Below are 16,661 nucleotides of genomic sequence, written 5' to 3'. Positions count from 1 at the left end.
CACTACCCGCCGGCGGACAGATCGGTGCGCGGAGCGGTCCCCAGATGCACGCCGACCCGCTTGACCAGCAAGGTCATCTCGTACGCGACGAGACCGACGTCGGAGTCCGCGTCCGACAGGACGGCGAGGCAGCTGCCGTCGCCGGCGGCCGTGACGAAGAGGAAGGCGTCGTCCAGCTCCACGACGGTCTGGCGGACGCTGCCCGCCTCGAAGTGCCGGCCGACCCCCTTGGCCAGGCTGTGGAAGCCGGAGGCGACGGCAGCGAGGTGCTCGCTGTCCTCCCGGGTGAGGTCCTTGGAGACCCCGGTCGGGAGGCCGTCCCCGGACAGCACGAGCGCCTTGCGGATACTGGCGACGCGCTCCACCAGGTCGTCCAGGAGCCAGTTCAGCTCCCCGGAACCGCCGTTCGCGGTGGTGTGTGCGGCGGCCTTCGGTGCGGTCATCGACCGTCCCCCTCAGATGTCGTTCCCTGTGCTGTGCCGTCGGAGGCGTCGTCGCCTGCGGCGTTCTCCTCGCGGCCGCGGCGCCAGCCCCGCTGGAGCGAGGCCATCCTGTTGCGGACCTCGTCGGCGTCGCGCTCGGCGGGGCTGTCCGAGTGGTTGGGCCCCTCCCGGTCCGCGACGCGGTCGGCGCGCAGGTCGGGTCCTTCCTTGAGCTGCGGGGCGAGATTGGCCTGCCGCACACGGCGGGGCAGACCACTCGGCGCGCTCGGCGCGGGGGCGTCGGCGGCCGGTTCCGGCGCGGGGGCGTCGGCGGCCGGTTCCGGCGCGGGGTCGCGCACCGGCTCCGGGCGACGTGCGGGAGTCGCGTCCCCCGAGGCCTCGGCACGGGCGCGCCTGCGCGGCAGGTCCGGCGCGGGCGCCGACGTGAGCCGCCGCTCGCGGGGTCCCTCCGGGGCTTCCGGACGGTACGTGTCCCCGGGGGTGTCCGGGGTCGCGGCCGTGGGCTCGGGTGGGACGCCGCCCGGGTTCTCGGGCTGCGCGTCCGTGCGGCGGTTGTCCGGTCCCGGCTCTCCGGGCCTCGTGTGGGTGACCGGCCTGCCGTGCGAGCTCACGAGCTTGGGCGCCCTGCGGCGCGGCAGCGGCACGGGCGCCTCATCGGCGTCGGGGCCTTCGGGTCCACCGGCGCGGATCGGCTCGGGCCTGCTCTCGAACTCGTCGCGCGCGTGCTGGTGCTGCTCTCCGGGGAGCCCGGCGGGGCGGCGGCGCGGCCGGAAGAGCCCGCCTCGTTCGCTGTCCTCGTCGTCGAGAGCGCCGGGGAAGGGCGCGAGGTCCGACGCCGCCAGAGGCGCCTCCAGTTCCACGGGCCCGTCCACGAGGGAGGCGGGAAGGCCCGGGAGCGGGCTGCCCGCCGTGGAGAGCTTCGGGGAGCGCACACCGGGGCCCTCCCCGCGCCCGGGGCTGTTCGGACGGTCGAGACGGAAGCCGGCGCCCTCGGTGTCGGGGGCGTCGGTGAGCAGGGTGTCCGGGATGAAGACGACCGCGGTCGTGCCCCCGTACGGGGACGGCTGGAGCGAGACGCGGACGTTCTGGCGTTGAGCGAGCCGGCTGACCACGAAGAGGCCGAGCCGGTCGGTGTCGGAGAGTTCGAACTCGGGCGTCTCGGCCAGCCGCAGATTGGCGTCGAGGAGCGCGTCGGCCGCCATGCCGAGGCCCCGGTCGTGGATCTCCAGGGTGAAGCCGTTCGCGACGCGCTCGCCGATGACGTGCACGGCGGTGTGCGGCGGCGAGAACACCGTGGCGTTCTCCAGGAGTTCGGCCACGAGGTGGGTGAGGTCGGCAACGGCGGGGCCGGTGACCGCGATGCGTGGCAGGCGCCGGACCTCGATGCGCTCGTAGTCCTCCACCTCGGCGACGGAGGCCCGGACGATGTCCATGAGCTGGACGGGCCTGCGCCACTGCCGGGAGGGGGCGGCCCCGGAGAGGATCACCAGGCCCTCCGCGTGGCGCCGCATGCGCGTGGTCAGGTGGTCGAGGCGGAACAGGTCGGCGAGTTCGTCGGTGTCCTCGGTCCTGCGCTCCATCGTGTCGAGCAGGGTGAGCTGCTTGTGGAGGAGCACCTGGCTGCGCCGGGCGAGGTTGACGAAGACCTCGGAAACGCCGTGGCGCAGTTCGGCCTGTTTCACGGCCGCCTCGACGGCCGAGCGCTGAAGGGTGTTGAGCGCCTGACCGACCTGCCCTATCTCGTTCTTGTCGTACTCCAGGCGAGGGGCCTCGGTCTCCACGTCGACGCGTTCGCCCGCCGCGAGGCGGCGCATCACGCTGGGCAGCCGGACACCGGAGGCCTCGTGGGCCTCCAGGCGCAGCCGCCGCAGGTCGCGGACGAGGCCGCGGCCGATGCGTACGGACAGGAACAGCGAGAGCAGCACCGCGAGCAGGCCGAGCACACCGGCGGCTCCGGCCTGCAGGAAGACATTGATCGCGACGGGGCGCGCCCGGTCCTGGTAGCGCTCCGTGGCAGCGGTGTCGCGCTTGACCAGCTCGTCGAGCACCTGGCCCGAAGCGTCGTTCCAGGCGCGTGCGGTGACGCCCCTGGGGGTGCCCGCCGTGGAGTCGGCGAGTGTGTTCTCCGCCGTGCGCAGGGCCGCCGTGTCGGCGCTCTTCCAGTAGCGCTCGAACTCGGCGCGGTCGTCGTCGGGGAGCAGCGCGAGGCTGGTGTCGTACAGGATGCCGCGCTGGGCGACGAGGTCGGAGACCTGACGCAGTTCCTTGTGCGTGATCCTGCGGGCGACGAGCGCCGAGCCGACCAACGCGTCCTCACGGGACAGCAGTTCACGCGCGCGCAGCACGCCGATGACGGCGCGGCCCTGGCGGTCCATCGTCGAGTTGTCGAAGGAGCTGAGCGTGAGCAGGAAGTCGTACGTCGGGTCGATGAGGCGGTTGTAGAAGTCGAGGGCCTGCTCGCGGGTGACGGTTCCCTCGTCGACGTTGCGGCGCAGGGACTCGATGCCGTCGAATCCCTCGACGACGGTGGAGATACGGCGCCGGGAGTCGTCGCTCATGTCGTCGCGGATCCCGGAGTTCTCGGCCTTCGCCTTGATCTGGGCCATCGCCTCGTCGGAGGCGCTGCGGCGACTGCGCAGCTTGGAGAGGGCGTCGGAGGCCCGGGGGTCGGCCAGATAGACAAGGGTCTGGCGGCGCTCTTCCTGAAGGGTCCGGCCGGCGTCGGCGATCGGGTAGCCGATCTCGTCCGCGACTCTCCCCGCCGACAGCAGCTGCGTCGCGGCGCGGCCCGTGATCACCGTGGAGAAAGCCCAGATGGCGGTCAGGGACACCAGCGGCACCAGGAGCAACGCCACGATCTTCCGGCGGATGGACTTCCCGCGAAAGCGCATGGCCTCCCCCAGATCGACCCCTGCGGTCAGGGGTACACATGTGCGGCAACAAACGGCGCGAGCCTACTACTGACGCAGGAGCAACTCGAAGGGCTGTCCGGATGCTGTCCGGTGGCAGGTGGAGTGGGACATCAGCATGTGTCCGGGCATTGCGGGAGATTGCATCCCGCAAAGTGGTGCTCGAAATTCGGCACCATCCGGCTGGACACGGGCGACAGTTGGCCGGAATCGATCGATCTTCGGCGGGGCGGAAGTGACCGTCGCAATCCGGGGGAATCTTTCGACGTCGCCGTACGTCCTTCCTTACGGGGCATACGCGATGAGGCGCGCACGAGGTGAGCGGGCAGCGTAAAGCGGCGCAATCCGGGCAGCCATCGAAGAGCCCCGGTGCGGGAGCGCCCAGGGCGGCGGGCTGTGACGGCGGTGGGGAGTGACGAACTGATGGGCACGGCAGAGCGGTGCGGGGAGTTGTGGGTCGAGGAGCCGGCGGGACGGCGCCGAATGCCTGATGCGGTGCGGACTGCGGCGGTACGGGCGGTGCTCATCGTCGCGCTGACCCTGATGCAGGCGGTGATCGCGTTCCTGTGCACCGTCGCCGACTCATGGCTGGCGTTCCCGATGGTGCTGAGCAGCGTGGGGAGCACGGTCGTGGCGACCTGGGGCGTGCTGGACGTCTGGGTGACCCGCCAGGTGTGGAACCAGCGCAACGGCGTGGTGTCCGCGCCCAACAGCACGGCACGGCAGCTGCGCCGGGAGCGTCGCCAGGCACGCCGGCAGGCACGCGCGCAGGGCCGTCCGGCCCCGGAACGCATACGGAGGCGTGGCGGGGCCGGACAGTTGACGCATACGTAGACGCGTGCAGTTGGCTCGTCGGTAGTCAGGTGCGCGTGAGTGCGCCTGCGTAGGTAGGTGGGAGTGGGATCGGTGGCGGTTGCGTAGCACTGGGACAGGAGTCGGCTACCTACGCGCGCCCGAGGCGAGAGCCACCGTCACAGCGCCACCGGCTCCGCGACGTTCTGCACTACCGGTCGCGCCTCGCCGCGCGCCAGCTCCCGGCGCACGCGCGTGAACGGTCGCGGCCGGTCCACCGCGAGCGCGGCCGTGGTCACGCCCGCGCGCTCGTAGAGCGCGAGGAAACTTCCGTCCTCCACGGCGCCTTCGACGACTCGGACCAGGTCCCCGTCCCTCCTGCGCCCGGCGAACTGGATGCGCGAGCCGTACTGGTCCGACCAGAAGTACGGCAGCGGCCGCACGGTCTCGACGGCGCGGCCCGCCAGCAGATTGCGTACGGCGACCCGTGGCTGGGCCGTGGCGCTCGTCCAGTGCTCGGCCCGCGCCCCGCCGACGCGGGCCACGTCGCCCACGGCCACGACCTGGGGCAGCGCCGTGACGCAGCCGTCGTCGCAGAGCACGCCGTCGTGCAGCGAGAGCGTCGAACCGGCGAGCCAGCCCGTGTTGGGCACGGCACCGATGCCGACGACGACCACGTCGGCGGGCAACACACGCCCGTCGGCCAGCTCCACGCCGTGGACCGCGCTGTCACCGTGCAGTGCCGCGACCCCGACACCCGTGACCAGTTCCACCCCGCCGCGTGCGTGGAGCCCCGCGCACACCGCGGCCATCTCCGGCCCGAGTTGGGGCAGGAGCGGCAGCGGCGCCGCCTCCACGACGGTGACAGAGTGGCCGAGCGCCGCGCACGAAGACGCCGTCTCGGCGCCGATGAACCCGCCGCCGATCACGACCACGCGCCGCGACCCGCGCAGCAGTTCGGCACGCAGGGAGCGCGCGTCGTCGAGGGTCCTGAGCGTGTGCACGCCGGTGAGGGCGGGGCCGGGCAGCCGGCGGGCGCTCGCCCCGGTGGCGATGACGACCCCGTCCGTGGACACCGTGCGGCCGTCCTCCAGGAGGACGGTGCGGCCGCGCGCGTCGAGCCCGCGGGCCCGCACGCCGAACATCCACTCGGCGCCCAGTTCCAGCGTCTCGTCGACGTCGGACAGGGCGAGCTGGTCCTCGCCGGCCTTCCCGAGGAGGAAGTCCTTGGACAGCGGCGGGCGGTCGTACGGGCGGTGCGGCTCCTCGCCCACGATGACGAGACGCCCGTCGAAGCCCTGGGCCCGCAGCTCACGAGCGGCGTACAGCCCGGCGAGCGAGGCGCCCACCACGGTCACGGTCCTCATGCCGGATCCCGTCCTCATTCCGTTGACAGTGCTCATGCGGCGGTACCTTCCTCGGCGGCAGGATGGACGTGGACCACGCCGTCGTCGACGGTCACCCGGTGGGTGCGTACGGGGCGGCGGGCGGGCAGGCAGGTCGGCCGCCCGGTGCGGAGATCGAATGAAGCCTCGTGGAGCGGGCATTCGACCAGACAGCCCTCCAGCCAGCCCTCCGACAGGGAGGCGTCCTGGTGGGTGCAGGTGTCGTCGATGGCGTACAGCTCACCGTCAGCATTGAAAACGGCGATGGGCGGTGCTGTGTCGATGCGGACGGATCCGCCCTCGGGGAGGTCTTCAAGGCGGCAGACGGGAATCACGGGCCCCCCTCTTGGTCCAGGACTGTCTGGCTCAGGACTGTTCGGTAACATGAAGTTTCGTATGGCGCATGAGGGAGCGCTATGCGCAACAGAATCCGGTCGAGATGCCCGCCGCGTCAAGGGCTTCTCGAAGATGCGACCCGCCAAGGGGTCGCAAGGTGGTGAGAGTTGAGTGATGACCCGCAAGGCATTGCAGGCTGAGCCAGGCACGACGGCACCGGAGAAGACCCCGAAGGGCGCGGCCGCCTCCGTCCAGTCCGTGGACCGCGCGGTGAGTGTCCTCGAGATCCTCGCCCGGCTCGGCGAGGCGGGGGTCACCGAGATCGCCGACGAGCTGGACGTGCACAAGTCCACCGCGTTCCGGTTGCTCGGAGTGCTGGAGAACCGCGGCCTGGTCGGGCAGGCCAAGGACCGCGGCAAGTACTACCTGGGGGCGGGTGTACTGCACCTCGCGGGGGCGGCGGCAGTGCGCCTGGACATCTCACAGGAGGGCCTGCCCGTCTGCCGTGAGCTGGCCGACGAGCTGGGCGAGACGGTCAACATCGCGATCCTCGACGACGATGTCGCCGTCAACATCATGCAGGCGCGCGGCTCCGCCTCCGTCACGGCGCAGAACTGGCTGGGCAGACGCACCCCCCTGCACGCCACATCGAGCGGCAAGGTGCTGCTCGCCCATCTGCCGTCCGCGCTGCGCGAGGGCCTGCTCGCCCGCCCGCTGGCGCGCTTCACCCCGCACACGGCGACCGGGGCGGCGTCACTGCGGGCCGAACTGGAGGCCGTGCTCGACCAGGGATACGCCGTCGCCGTGGAGGAGCTGGAGATCGGCCTCGCCGCGGTCGCGGCCCCCGTGTTCGCCCACGACGGAAAGGTCATCGGCGCGATCAGCGCGTCGGGTCCCGTGTACCGGCTGACCGAGGAACACCTCCCCGAGCTGGCCAAACGCACCGTCGCGGCTTCGACCGAACTGTCGCGCCGGATGGGATACGGCTTCTAGCAGGACGTTCCGCAGCACGGTTACTGAACGCGGGGTCAGGGAAACCTGGCCCCGCGTTCTGCGTGTGTCGACGAGGTTTCGGTGCGGCCGATCGTTTTGCCAAGCATTAACTCCCACCTCTTGACGGGGCCTTGATGGCGTTTCCAAGATGTTCCTCATCGCGCAACTGAGCGTGCATTGCGCAACAGCAGAGGAGTTTGGTCGTGCCACATGAGGTCCGCGCCGTCGTCGCTGTGAAGAAGGGCGCACCCGTCGAGGTGCAGACGATCGTCGTGCCCGATCCCGGCCCGGGCGAGGTTCTGATCAAGGTGCAGGCGTGCGGGGTCTGCCACACGGATCTGCACTACCGGGAGGGCGCCATCAACGACGACTTCCCGTTCCTGCTCGGCCATGAGGCGGCCGGCACCGTCGAGTCCGTCGGCGACGGGGTCACCGACCTCACCCCCGGCGACTACGTGGTGCTCGCCTGGCGCGCCCCCTGCGGCAACTGCCGTTCCTGCCGCCGCGGCCGCCCCTGGTACTGCTTCGACTCGCGCAACGCGACGCAGCCCATGACGCTGCTCGACGGAACGCCGCTGAGCCCCGCGCTCGGCATCGGCGCTTTCGCCGAGAAGACCCTGGTCGCGGCCGGACAGGCGATCAAGGTCGACCCTGCGGCGCGCCCCGAGGCCGCGGGCCTGATCGGCTGCGGCGTGATGGCCGGCTACGGCGCGGCCGTGAACACGGGCAACGTCCAGCGCGGAGACACCGTCGCCGTCATCGGCTGCGGCGGCGTCGGCAACGCGGCCATCGCGGGTGCCTGTCTCAACGGCGCGCGCCGCGTCATCGCCGTCGACATCGACGACAAGAAGCTCGACCAGGCCGAGAAGTTCGGCGCCACGCACACGGTCAACTCCCGTGGCACGGACGCGATCGAGGCGGTGCGCGCGCTCACCGACGGGTTCGGCGTCGACATCGCCATCGACGCGGTCGGCCGCCCCGAGACGTACAAGCAGGCGTTCTACATGCGCGACCACGCGGGCGTGCTGGTCCAGGTCGGCGTGCCCGACCCCGAGATGACGCTGGACATTCCGCTCATCGACCTGTTCTCGCGCGGCGGCGCCCTCAAGTCCTCCTGGTACGGGGACTGCCTGCCGAGCCGTGACTTCCCGGTCCTCATCGACCAGTACCTCTACGGGCTGCTCGACCTGAACGGGTTCGTGACCGAGACGATCGCCCTCGACCAGGTGGAGGAGGCGTTCGCGAAGATGCACCGGGGCGAGGTGCTGCGCTCGGTGGTGGTCCTGTGAGCCCTGCGGCCCGCGCCGAGCGCGTCGTCACCTCCGGCACGTTCAGCCTGGACGGCGAGACGTTCGACGTCGACAACAACGTGTGGCTGATCGGCGACGACGAGGAGGTCCTGATCGTCGACGCGGCGCACGACGCGGGGTCGATCACTGCCGCCGTCGCCGGGCGCCGCGTCACCGCGATCGTCTGCACCCACGGGCACGACGACCACATCGGCGCCGCGGCCGATCTCGCCGAGGCGACCGGCGCCCCCGTACTCCTGCATCCCGCCGAGCACGAGCTGTGGGAGGCGGTGCACCCGGACCGCAAGCCGGACGCGGAGCTCACCGACGGGATGCTCCTGACCGCCGCCGGGGTCGACGTCCAGGTCCTGCACACCCCCGGTCACTCCTGGGGCAGTTGCAGCCTCTACGTGCCGTTCCTCGACGCCGTGTTCACCGGCGACACCCTCTTCCACGGCGGCCCGGGCGCTACCGGCCGCTCGTACTCCGACGCCCCGACGATCGCGGCGTCCATCCGCGGCCGGCTCCTCACCCTGCCGGGAGGCACGGTTGTCCACACCGGCCACGGCCAGGACACGACCATCGCCGCCGAGCGCGCCAACATACCTGCCGCATAAGGCCATTCCATCCCCACCAGCATGAGGAGGGGCATGTCCAGCACGCCCGAAAAGCCCGGAACATCCAGCCCTCGCGTCGTCGTCGTCGGCGCCGGAATCGTCGGCTGCTCCCTCGCCGACGAACTCACGGCCCGCGGCTGGACCGACGTCACCGTCCTCGAACAGGGCCCGCTGCCGGCCCCCGGCGGCTCCACCTCGCACGCGCCGGGACTGGTCTTCCAGACGGGTCCGTCCAAGACCCTCACGGAGTTCGCCCGGTACACGGTGGAGAAGTTCAACACCCTGGAGGTGGACGGGCTTTCCTGCTTCAACCCGGTGGGTGGCCTGGAGCTGGCGACCACCCCCGAGCGCTGGGCCGACCTGCACCGCAAGGCCGGCTACGCCGCCTCCTGGGGCGTGCGCGGCGAACTCGTCAGCGCCGCCCGATGCAAGGAGCTGTGGCCCCTCATCGACGAGTCGGCCGTACTCGGCGGCTTCCACACCCCCGACGACGGCCTGGCCCGCGCGCTGCTCGCCTCCCGCGCCCAGATGGAACGCGCCCGTGGCCGCGGCGCCACGTTCCTCGACCGGCACACGGTCACCGGCATCGAGCAGGAGGACGGCCGGGTCACGGCGGTGGTCACCGACCGCGGCAGCTTCCCCGCCGACCACGTCGTCTCCGCCGCCGGATTCTGGGGCCCGGTGATCGGCCGCATGGCAGGCGTGGACGTCCCGCTCCTGCCCCTCGCGCACCAGTACGCGAAGACCAGGCCCATGGCGGAGCTCGAAGGAGCCGACGGCCCCCGCACGGAAGCCTCGAAGCCGATCCTCCGCTTCCAGGACCGTGATCTGTACTTCCGTGAGCACACCGACCGCATCGGCATCGGCAGTTACGCCCACAAGCCGCTGCCCGTCGACCCGTTCAAGGTCCTCGACTACGACGAGGCACGGGCGAGTCAGCTGGACATGCCGTCGTCGCTGCCTTTCACCGAGGAGGACTGGGCGCCCAGCTGGAACGACTGCCGGTGGCTGATCCCCGCGCTGCGTGAGACGGAGATCGAGGAGGGGTTCAACGGCGTCTTCTCCTTCACGCCCGACGGGATGCCGGTCCTCGGCGAGACCCGTGCGCTGCGCGGATTCTGGCTGGCCGAGGCGGTGTGGGTGACGCACTCGGCGGGCGTCGCCAAAGCGGTCGCCGAGTGGATGGTCGACGGGCGGCCCTCCGTCGACGTGCACGAGTGCGACCTCACCCGCTTCGAGGACGCCCAGCGCTCCCCCGCCTATGTGCACGACCGCGGGGCGCAGCAGTTCGTCGAGGTATACGACGTCCTGCACCCGCTCCAGCCGGCGGAGCAGCCGCGCCCGTTGCGGGTGAGCCCCTTCCACGCCCGCCAGGAGCAGCTCGGCGCGTACTTCCTCGAGGGCGGCGGCTGGGAGCGTCCGCACTGGTACGAGGCGAACGCGGACCTGCCCACCGGCGATCTGCCCGAGCGCGACGCCTGGTCGGCCCGCTACTGGTCGCCCATAGCGGCCGCCGAGGCAAAGGCCACCCGCGAGAAGGTCGCCCTCTACGACATGACGCCCCTGCGCCGCCTCGAGGTCACGGGTCCAGGCGCCCTCGACTTCCTCCAGCGCATGACGTCGAACAATCTCGCGAAGAAGCCGGGCGCGGTCACGTACACGCTTCTCCTGAACGAGGCGGGAGGCATCCGGTCCGACCTGACCGTCGCCCGTCTCGCGCCGGACCTGTTCCAGATCGGCGCGAACTCCCCCGCCGACCTGGACTGGCTCACGCGCCACGCGCCCGGTGACGTACAGATCCGGGACATCACCTCCGGGACCTGCTGCATCGGCGTCTGGGGCCCGCTGGCCCGCGACCTCGTCCAGCCGCTGACCCGCGACGACTTCTCGCACGAGGGCTTCGGCTACTTCCGCGCCAAGCAGACCTACCTCGGCCACGTGCCCGTCACCGCGATGCGCCTGTCGTACGTCGGTGAGCTGGGCTGGGAGCTGTACACCACCGCCGACCTGGGGCTGCGCCTGTGGGACACGCTGTGGGAGGCGGGGCGGGAGCACGGCGTGATCGCGGCCGGGCGCTCGGCCTTCAACAGCCTGCGCCTGGAGAAGGGTTACCGCTCCTGGGGCCACGACATGACCGAGGAGCACGACCCGTACGAAGCGGGCGTCGGATTCGCCGTCCGCATGGACCGCGGTGACTTCCTCGGCAGGGCCACGCTGGAGCGGAAGGCCGAGCGGCCGGCCCGCAGGCTCACGCCGCTCCTCCTGGACGACCCCGCGTCCGTCGTCCTCGGCAAGGAGCCCGTGCACGTCGAAGGGGTCCCGGCCGGTTACGTCACCAGCGCGTCGTACGGCTACACGCTGGGCCGCTGTGTCGCGTACGCGTGGCTGCCGCCGCTCGCCGCCGGTACCGGCGTCCACATCGAGTACTTCGGCGAGAAGATCCCCGCGACCGTCGCCGACGAGCCCTTGTTCGACCCCAAGATGACCCGCATCCGCCGCTGACCGCACGGAGGTTCGGACATGTCACCCACCTACGACGTGATCGTGATCGGCCTCGGCGGCATGGGCAGCGCCGCCGCCCACCACCTGTCCGCCCGCGGCGCACGCGTGCTCGGCCTGGAGAAGTTCGGCCCGGTCCACAACCGCGGCTCCAGCCACGGCGGTTCGCGCATCACCCGGCAGTCCTACTTCGAGGACCCGGCGTACGTACCGCTGCTGCTGCGCTCGTACGAGCTCTACGCGGACCTGGAGCGGGCCACCGGGCGCGAGGTCGCCACCCTGTGCGGCGGCGTCATGCTCGGCCGCGCCGACTCGCGCACCGTCTCCGGCTCCCTGCTGTCCGCCCTGCAGTGGGACCTGCCGCACGAGATGCTCGACGCCCGCGAGATCCGCCGCCGCTTCCCGACGCTCACCCCGAAGGACGACGAGGTGGCGCTGTACGAGGAGCGGGCCGGTCTGGTGCGCCCCGAGAACACCGTCGCAGCGCACCTCCAGCTCGCCACCCGTCAGGAGGCCGACCTGCACTTCGAGGAGCCGATGACGCGCTGGGAGCCGTACAAGGACGGGGTGCGCGTCCACACGGCCGAGAACACCTACACGGCGGGCCGGTTGGTGATCTGCCCGGGGGCGTGGGCGCCGGATCTGCTGACCGATCTCGGGGTGCCGTTCTCGATCGAACGGCAGGTCATGTACTGGTTCCGGCCGACGGGAGGAACGGGGGGAACCACCCCGTTCCTCCCGGAGAACCACCCCGTCTACATCTGGGAGGACGCGGCCGGCGTCCAGGTCTACGGCTTCCCGGCCATCGACGGCCCCGGCCTCGGCGCCAAGGTCGCCTTCTTCCGCAAGGGCGTCGAGTGCACCCCGGAGACCATCGACCGCACGGTCCACGAGCACGAGGTCACGGCCATGGCGGAGCACCTGGCGGGCCAGATCCCCAGCCTGCCCGGGACCTTCCTCAAGGCTGCCACCTGCATGTACTCCAACACACCCGACGAGCACTTCGTGATCGCCCGGCACCCCGCCCACCCCGAGTCCGTCACCGTGGCCGCCGGGTTCTCCGGCCACGGCTTCAAGTTCGTGCCCGTCGTCGGCGAGATCGTCGCCGACCTGGCGCTCACCGGCACCACCGCGCACCCCATCGACCTCTTCGACCCCAGCCGCCTCGCCGCCGCGCCCGCCTGAGGAGTACGCACGTGACGACGACCCCCATTGCCCCCAGCCTGATGGCCACGCTGTCCGGGCGCTACTACACCGATCCGGAGATCTTCCGCCAGGAGCAGGAACGCATCTTCGAGTCGATGTGGTTCTGCGCCGTGCGGTCCGCCGACCTCGACAAGCCGGGCGCGTTCCGCACGGTCCAGGTCGGCCGCGAGAACGTCCTCATCACCCGGTCCCGCACCGGCGAACTACGGGCATTCCTCAACGTCTGCCGCCACCGCGGCGCCCGCCTGTGCACCGAGGAGTCGGGCCAGGTCCGCCGCAACCTCCAGTGCCCGTACCACGCGTGGACGTACGACCTCGACGGCAAGCTCATCGCTGCGCCGAACCTCGTGCAGATGCCGGACGTCGACCGCACCCAGTACGGCCTCGTCAAGGTCGCCCTGCGCGAGTGGCTCGGCTACGCCTGGGTCTGCCTGGCGGACGAGCCGCCCGATTTCGAGGAGACGGTGGTCGGCGCGGCCGTCGAACGGCTCGGCGACACGGCCTCGCTCGAGCGCTACCACACCCAGGATCTCGCCCTCGGCAAGCGCATCACGTACGACGTGAAGGCCAACTGGAAGCTGATCGTCGAGAACTTCATGGAGTGCTACCACTGCGCGACGATCCACCCCGAACTGACCGACGTCCTGCCGGAGTTCGCGGACGGCTACGCCGCCCAGTACTACGTGGGCCACGGTGCCGAGTTCGGGGACGGCGTGAAGGGCTTCACCGTCGACGGCAGCGAGGGCTTCGGCCGGCTGCCCGAGGTCGCCGACGACCAGGACCGCCGCTACTACGCGATCACCGTGAGGCCGACGGTCTTCATCAACCTCGTCCCCGACCATGTGATCCTGCACCGGATGTTCCCGCTGGCCGAGGACCGTACGGTCGTCGAGTGCGACTGGCTCTACGCGCCCGAGGTCGTCGCGTCAGGCGCCGATGTCTCCAAGTCCGTGGAGCTGTTCCACCGGGTCAACGCCCAGGACTTCGAGGCCTGCGAGCGGACCCAGCCGGCGATGGACTCCCGTGCCTACCGGCGCGGCGGCGTGCTCGTCCCGACCGAGCATCACATCGGGATCTTCCATGAATGGCTGACCTCGAAGCTGGGCGGTGCCCATGCCTGACCTGTTCATCGGCGGCGTGTGGACCACCGCCCGGGACGAGCGGACCCGAGAGATCCGCTGCCCCGCGGACGGCTCGCTCGTCGCCGTGGTCGACGAGGCGGGGGCCAAGGACACCGCCGACGCGATCGCCGCGGCCCGCCGCGCCTTCGACGAAGGCCCGTGGCCCCGGATGACGGCGGCCGAGCACGGCGACCTCCTCCTGCGCGTCGCGGACCTGCTCGTGCGCGACAAGGACGCACTGGCCCGCACCGAGTCCCTGGACACCGGGAAGCGGCTGGTCGAGAGCGCGTACGACATCGACGACATCGCGAACTGCTTCCGCTACTTCGGGCGGCTCGCGGCCGCCGACACCGGACGCGTAGTGGAGACCGGGACGGAAGGCGCCGAGAGCCGGGTCGTGTACGAGCCGGTCGGGGTGTGCGCCCTGATCACCCCGTGGAACTACCCGCTCCTGCAGACCGCGTGGAAGGTCGCCCCGGCGCTCGCCGCCGGCAACACCTTCGTCCTGAAACCGAGCGAACTCACCCCGCACACGGCGATCCATCTGATGCGGCTGCTCGACGAGGCGGGGCTGCCCGCGGGCGTCGCCAACCTGGTCCTCGGCGCGGGCCCGGAGGCGGGCGCGCCGCTCGGCGACCATCCGGACGTGGACCTCGTGTCGTTCACGGGCGGTCTGCGGACGGGACGGCTGCTCATGGCCGCCGCGGCGGGCTCCGTCAAGAAGGTCGCCCTCGAACTCGGCGGCAAGAACCCGAACATCGTGTTCGCGGACGCCGACTTCGACGCGGCCGTCGACATGGCGCTCACCGCGGTGTTCCTTCACTCGGGGCAGGTGTGTTCGGCCGGCGCGCGGCTCCTCGTGGAGGACTCGCTGCACGACCGCTTCGTCGACGAGGTCGTGCGGCGCGCCGAACTCATCAGACTGGGCGGCCCGTTCGACGAGGAGGCGCAGACCGGGCCGCTGATCTCGGCCGCGCACCGCGCCAAGGTCGAGGCGTACGTCGCACGGGGCGTCGAGGAGGGGGCCGTGCTGCGCTGCGGCGGCGCACGGCCGAAGTCGGCCTCGTACGAGCAGGGCTTCTACTACCTGCCGACCGTCCTCGACGCGTGCACGAGCGGCATGTCCGTCGTGCAGGACGAGTCCTTCGGCCCGGTCCTGACCGTCGAGCGGTTCACCGACGAGGAGGAGGCGGTGCGACTCGCGAACGACTCGATCTACGGTCTCGCGGGCGCCGTCTGGACCAGCGACGAAGGGAAGGCCGCGCGGGTCGCGGCCGGCCTTCGCCTCGGCACGGTCTGGATCAACGACTACCACCCGTACGTCCCCCAGGCGGAGTGGGGCGGCTACAAGCAGTCCGGCACCGGGCGCGAACTCGGCCCCTCGGGGCTCGCCGAGTACCGCGAGACCAAGCACATCTGGCGCAATACGCGGCCCGTCCCGCAGGGCTGGTTCGGCGCGCCGCCGGAGTGTCCTGAGGACGGTGACCCTTCATGAGCCAGGAAGACAGCACACAGGAGAGCCGGAGCGGGGACGACGCCGAGCTCGCCGAGTTCGGCTACCGGCCCGAACTCAAGCGCACGCTGGGCAACTTCCACACCTTCGCCGCGGGCATCAGCTACATCTCCATCCTCACGGGCACCTTCCAGCTCTTCTACTTCGGGTACGCGAACGGCGGCCCTGCCTACTGGTGGTCCTGGCCGATGGTGTTCGGCGGCCAGTTCATGGTCGCCCTGTGCTTCGCCGAACTGGCCGCCCGTTACCCCGTCGCGGGATCGGTCTACAACTGGGCGAAGAAGGTGGGCAATCCGCACATCGGCTGGCTCGCCGGGTGGATGATGCTGCTCGCCTCGGTCGTGTCGATCGCGGCCGTCGCGCTCGCCTACCAGCTGACGCTGCCGCAGATCTCGTCGTCCTTCCAGTTCATCGGGGACGGCACCGGCCCCTACGACGTCGCGGCCAACGCCGTCGCCCTGGCCGCCGTACTGATCCTGTTCACGACGCTCGTCAACGCCTTCGGCGTGAAGCTGATGGCGACCATCAACACGGCCGGCGTCTTCCTCGAACTGATCGCGACCGTCGTCCTGATCGTCCTGTTCGCGGTGCACATCGTGCGCGGCCCGCAGGTCGTGACGCACACGGCGGGGGCGGGCCACGGCCAGCCCTTCGGCTACCTGAGCGCGTTCCTCGTCGCGTCGCTGGCCTCCGCGTACGTCATGTACGGCTTCGACACGGCGGCCTCGCTCGGCGAGGAGTCCCTCGACCCGACGCGGGGCGCGCCGCGCGCCATCATCCGCGCGATCGTCGCCTCGTTCGTCCTCGGCGGGCTGATCCTGTTGCTCGCCCTGATGAGCGTGTCGAGTCTGACCGGCAAGAAGCTGTCGACGGACGGCCTGCAGTACGTCGTCCTCGACGTCCTCGGCCCGACGGCGGGCAAGGCGATGCTGTGGTGCGTCCTGATCGCGGTCACGGTGTGCGCGCTCGCCGTGCACACGGCGGCGATCCGCCTGGCCTTCGCGATGTCGCGCGACAACAACCTGCCGGCGTCGTCGGTCCTCGGCCGGGTCAGCCCGCGCTTCAGGACACCGGTCGTCCCGGCCGTCGTCATCGGCGTACTGGCGCTCGCGATCCTGGTCGTCAACATCCGCCAGCCGCAGATCTTCACCGTGGTCACCAGCATCGGCATCATCATGATCTACCTCGCCTATCTGCTGGTCACCGGCCCGATGCTGGTGGCCCGCCTGCGCGGGAAGTGGCAGCCTGCGGGCGACGGGAAGTTCTCCCTCGGCCGCTGGGGACTGCCCGTCAACATCATCGCCGTGCTGTGGGGCGGCGTCATGACACTCAACCTGATCTGGCCGCGCGCGGCCGTCTACAACGCCGCCGCCCCCTACCACTGGTACCTGCGCTGGGGCGCCGTCCTGTTCATCGGAGTGATCGCGGGCGGCGGCTTCGCCTACTACTGGTTCGTCCAGCGACACCGCACGGGTGTCCTCGCCGAGCACGCGGCCCAGCCTGCCCCGTCCGATGATTCCGTTGCCCTGGAGGAGGTCACCACCCCGTGAACCAGCCC

The 16,661-nt window shown here is 71.1% G+C and carries 13 protein-coding genes; 9 read left to right on the top strand and 4 right to left on the bottom strand.

Translation table 11 applies throughout. The annotated features are described in order from the left end of the window. Positions 1-2: 2 nt before the first annotated feature. Entirely contained in the window at positions 3-443 is a 441-nt protein-coding gene (locus tag ACWFR4_RS34870) for a roadblock/LC7 domain-containing protein (protein WP_100597501.1), read from the bottom strand. Then, a complete protein-coding gene (locus tag ACWFR4_RS34865; protein WP_453655993.1) occupies positions 440-3,334 on the bottom strand; it encodes a nitrate- and nitrite sensing domain-containing protein in 2,895 nt (964 codons plus the stop codon). Before ACWFR4_RS34865 ends, ACWFR4_RS34870 begins: the two co-directional genes overlap by 4 nt. A gap of 387 nt (positions 3,335-3,721) precedes the next feature. On the opposite strand from ACWFR4_RS34865, the gene ACWFR4_RS34860 reads away from it, so the two are divergent. Continuing rightward, complete coding sequence (locus tag ACWFR4_RS34860) at positions 3,722-4,186, top strand: hypothetical protein (RefSeq protein WP_453457584.1); 465 nt, start codon at positions 3,722-3,724, stop codon at positions 4,184-4,186. 137 nt (positions 4,187-4,323) lie between these two features. Here the strand turns inward: ACWFR4_RS34860 and ACWFR4_RS34855 are convergent, their stop codons facing one another. After that, positions 4,324-5,511 carry an NAD(P)/FAD-dependent oxidoreductase gene (locus ACWFR4_RS34855; RefSeq protein ID WP_453655992.1) on the bottom strand — a complete coding sequence of 396 codons (1,188 nt, stop codon included), beginning with the start codon at positions 5,509-5,511 and terminating at the stop codon, positions 4,324-4,326. A gap of 32 nt (positions 5,512-5,543) precedes the next feature. Further along, entirely contained in the window at positions 5,544-5,864 is a 321-nt protein-coding gene (locus ACWFR4_RS34850; protein WP_116503570.1) for a bifunctional 3-phenylpropionate/cinnamic acid dioxygenase ferredoxin subunit, read from the bottom strand. A 175-nt stretch (positions 5,865-6,039) separates the two neighbouring features. Between ACWFR4_RS34850 and ACWFR4_RS34845 the strand changes: the two genes are divergently transcribed. From ACWFR4_RS34845 to ACWFR4_RS34810, 8 genes are all read left to right on the top strand, one after another. Next, positions 6,040-6,858 (top strand): IclR family transcriptional regulator, encoded by an 819-nt coding sequence (locus ACWFR4_RS34845; RefSeq protein ID WP_453655991.1) that lies wholly within the window; start codon positions 6,040-6,042, stop codon positions 6,856-6,858. A 203-nt stretch (positions 6,859-7,061) separates the two neighbouring features. Continuing rightward, on the top strand, positions 7,062-8,147 hold the full coding sequence (locus ACWFR4_RS34840) for an S-(hydroxymethyl)mycothiol dehydrogenase (protein ID WP_453457575.1): 1,086 nt from the start codon (positions 7,062-7,064) through the stop codon (positions 8,145-8,147). Continuing rightward, on the top strand, positions 8,144-8,764 hold the full coding sequence (locus ACWFR4_RS34835; RefSeq protein WP_453655990.1) for an MBL fold metallo-hydrolase: 621 nt from the start codon (positions 8,144-8,146) through the stop codon (positions 8,762-8,764). The genes ACWFR4_RS34840 and ACWFR4_RS34835 overlap by 4 nt, the downstream gene beginning before the upstream one ends. Before the next feature lie 33 nt (positions 8,765-8,797). Continuing rightward, positions 8,798-11,266 carry a GcvT family protein gene (locus tag ACWFR4_RS34830; RefSeq protein WP_453655989.1) on the top strand — a complete coding sequence of 823 codons (2,469 nt, stop codon included), beginning with the start codon at positions 8,798-8,800 and terminating at the stop codon, positions 11,264-11,266. An 18-nt stretch (positions 11,267-11,284) separates the two neighbouring features. Beyond that, positions 11,285-12,448, top strand: coding sequence for an N-methyl-L-tryptophan oxidase (solA, locus tag ACWFR4_RS34825; protein ID WP_453457567.1), 1,164 nt, complete (start codon positions 11,285-11,287; stop codon positions 12,446-12,448). A 41-nt stretch (positions 12,449-12,489) separates the two neighbouring features. After that, complete coding sequence (locus ACWFR4_RS34820) at positions 12,490-13,590, top strand: aromatic ring-hydroxylating oxygenase subunit alpha (protein ID WP_453457626.1); 1,101 nt, start codon at positions 12,490-12,492, stop codon at positions 13,588-13,590. After that, complete coding sequence (locus ACWFR4_RS34815) at positions 13,583-15,085, top strand: aldehyde dehydrogenase family protein (RefSeq protein ID WP_453655988.1); 1,503 nt, start codon at positions 13,583-13,585, stop codon at positions 15,083-15,085. Before ACWFR4_RS34820 ends, ACWFR4_RS34815 begins: the two co-directional genes overlap by 8 nt. Continuing rightward, positions 15,082-16,653, top strand: coding sequence for an APC family permease (locus ACWFR4_RS34810; RefSeq protein ID WP_453457561.1), 1,572 nt, complete (start codon positions 15,082-15,084; stop codon positions 16,651-16,653). The genes ACWFR4_RS34815 and ACWFR4_RS34810 overlap by 4 nt, the downstream gene beginning before the upstream one ends. The last annotated feature ends 8 nt before the right edge of the window (positions 16,654-16,661 follow it).

This window comes from Streptomyces sp. NPDC055140 (assembly GCF_053607285.1).
Note: the sequence above shows the minus strand (reverse complement) of the source record. Positions and strands in the feature narration are given on the sequence as shown.

Excerpts from the sequence above, each read along its gene's own strand:
- ACWFR4_RS34870 (WP_100597501.1), bottom strand. The coding sequence starts at position 443 with ATGACCGCACCGAAGGCCGCCGCACACACCACCGCGAACGGCGGTTCC.
- ACWFR4_RS34865 (WP_453655993.1), bottom strand. The coding sequence starts at position 3,334 with ATGCGCTTTCGCGGGAAGTCCATCCGCCGGAAGATCGTGGCGTTGCTC.
- ACWFR4_RS34855 (WP_453655992.1), bottom strand. The coding sequence starts at position 5,511 with ATGAGGACCGTGACCGTGGTGGGCGCCTCGCTCGCCGGGCTGTACGCC.
- ACWFR4_RS34845 (WP_453655991.1), top strand. The coding sequence starts at position 6,040 with ATGACCCGCAAGGCATTGCAGGCTGAGCCAGGCACGACGGCACCGGAG.
- ACWFR4_RS34830 (WP_453655989.1), top strand. The coding sequence starts at position 8,798 with ATGTCCAGCACGCCCGAAAAGCCCGGAACATCCAGCCCTCGCGTCGTC.
- solA (WP_453457567.1), top strand. The coding sequence starts at position 11,285 with ATGTCACCCACCTACGACGTGATCGTGATCGGCCTCGGCGGCATGGGC.
- ACWFR4_RS34820 (WP_453457626.1), top strand. The coding sequence starts at position 12,490 with ATGGCCACGCTGTCCGGGCGCTACTACACCGATCCGGAGATCTTCCGC.
- ACWFR4_RS34815 (WP_453655988.1), top strand. The coding sequence starts at position 13,583 with ATGCCTGACCTGTTCATCGGCGGCGTGTGGACCACCGCCCGGGACGAG.
- ACWFR4_RS34810 (WP_453457561.1), top strand. The coding sequence starts at position 15,082 with ATGAGCCAGGAAGACAGCACACAGGAGAGCCGGAGCGGGGACGACGCC.